2 protein-coding genes and 1 pseudogene are annotated in these 1679 nt (G+C 62.4%); 2 read left to right on the top strand and 1 reads right to left on the bottom strand.

Features of this window, described 5'->3' with window-relative positions; translation table 11 throughout:
- Positions 1–34: 34 nt before the first annotated feature.
- Together lysM and EN964_RS33815 are read left to right on the top strand one after the other, a co-directional pair.
- Positions 35–508 (top strand): peptidoglycan-binding protein LysM, encoded by a 474-nt coding sequence (gene lysM, locus EN964_RS33820; protein ID WP_027039967.1) that lies wholly within the window; start codon positions 35–37, stop codon positions 506–508.
- 102 nt (positions 509–610) lie between these two features.
- Complete coding sequence (locus tag EN964_RS33815; protein WP_127266883.1) at positions 611–1240, top strand: alpha-ketoglutarate-dependent dioxygenase AlkB; 630 nt, start codon at positions 611–613, stop codon at positions 1238–1240.
- Here the strand turns inward: EN964_RS33815 and EN964_RS33810 are convergent.
- A pseudogene (locus tag EN964_RS33810) lies at positions 1227–1679 on the bottom strand (type I pantothenate kinase); the annotation flags it as partial. The gene EN964_RS33815 and the pseudogene EN964_RS33810 sit on opposite strands and share 14 nt — an antisense overlap.

Below are 1679 nucleotides of genomic sequence, written 5' to 3'. Positions count from 1 at the left end.
GTTCAACCATTGCCATTAGCAAGGGAGACCAAGGATGGGCATGTTCGATTTCGTCAAGAGCGTCGGCAAGAAACTGGGCATCGGCGGTGACGACGAAGCCGCACCCACGGCCGACACACTCAAGAAGGAGCTCGATTCGCACAAGCTCGGCACCGATGGCGTCGAGGTCGTCGTCACGGGCGACACGGCGGTGCTGAAGGGTGTGGTCAAGGACCAGTCGATCTTCGAGAAGGCGGTCATCGCCGTCGGCAACACGCTCGGCGTCTCCAAAGTGCAGGCGGACGAATTGCAGGTCGCGCCAGCACCTGGCACGGCCGCCGCCCCCGCCAAGGAGCCCACCTTCTACACGGTGAAGAAGGGCGACAATCTCTGGAAGATCGCCGAGAAAAGCTACGGCAAGGGCCAAGGCGTCAAGAACACGGTCATATTCGAGGCCAACAAGCCGATGCTGACCCATCCCGACAAGATCTATCCGGGCCAGGTGCTGCGCATTCCCGACCTCGCCTGATCGGCGGCTGCCAATTCGACAAGAGCGGCGGCTTTCGGGTCGCCGTTTTCATTTGAACGTGACATTTTACGGTTCCGAACCATCCAAGAGGTAATCGAATCCGTGCTCGTCCTGCCCAAAGGCGTCCGCCACATGCCGGCCTACCTGTCGCGCAGCGCGCAGGAAGAGATGGTCGACGAGGTGGGACGGATCGTGCAGCAGGCGCCGCTGTTCGTGCCGGCCATGCCGCGCACCGGCAAGGAGATGAGCGTGCGTATGACCAATTGCGGGCCGCTCGGCTGGGTCACCGACAAGGAGCACGGCTATCGTTACCAGCCGGCGCATCCGGTAACCGGGGCGCCTTGGCCGCCAATTCCGGATGCGCTGCTCGACCTGTGGCGCGAGGTCTCGGGCTATTCGCACCCGCCGGAAGCATGCCTCATCAATTTCTACACGCCGGACGCAAAAATGGGCCTGCATCAGGACCGCGACGAGACCGATCTTTCGGCGTCGGTCGTCTCCGTCTCGCTCGGCGACGACTGCCTGTTCCGAGTCGGCCAGACCACGCGTGATGGCGCCACCAAGTCGTTCAGGCTGCAAAGCGGTGACGTCGTGGTGCTCGGCGGCGAGGGGCGGCTGTGCTTTCACGGCGTCGATCGGATCTATCCCTCGACCTCGGCGCTGCTGAAAAACGGCGGGCGGATCAATCTGACGCTGCGGCGGGTGACGGAGCCGGCCGTCACAGCTTCCTGAGCGCCACTTCCTCGATCAGGTGGTCGGCGCCTTTGCGCAGGATCAAGTCGGCGCGGGCCCGCGTCGGCAGGATGTTCTCGCGCAGATTCTTCAAATTGATGTTGGTCCACAGGCCTTCGGCGATGGCGCGCGCCGAACTCTCCGACAGCTGCGAATAGCGGTGAAAGAAGGAGTCCGGGTTGCGGAAGGCGGTCTCACGCAGCCGCATGAAGCGGGAAATGTACCAGTTGTGGATCAGCTTCTCGTCGGCATCGATGTAGATGGCGAAGTCGAAGAAGTCCGACAGGAAAGGGACGATCTTGCCGTCCTGCGGCAGCTTGCCGGGCTGCAGGACATTGATGCCTTCGAAGATCAATATGTCGGGCCGGTCGATGGTGACGAACTCGCCAGGAATGACGTCATAAGTCAGGTGCGAATAGACCGGCGCGCGGACATCGGG

The sequence above is a fragment of the Mesorhizobium sp. M7A.F.Ca.CA.001.10.2.1 genome (assembly GCF_003998575.1).
Lineage (GTDB): Bacteria > Pseudomonadota > Alphaproteobacteria > Rhizobiales > Rhizobiaceae > Mesorhizobium.
This window is presented reverse-complemented; position numbering and strand designations above follow the sequence as displayed.

Bases quoted from the DNA above. Each gene is read 5' to 3' on its own strand.
- lysM (WP_027039967.1), top strand. From the start codon at position 35: ATGGGCATGTTCGATTTCGTCAAGAGCGTCGGCAAGAAACTGGGCATC.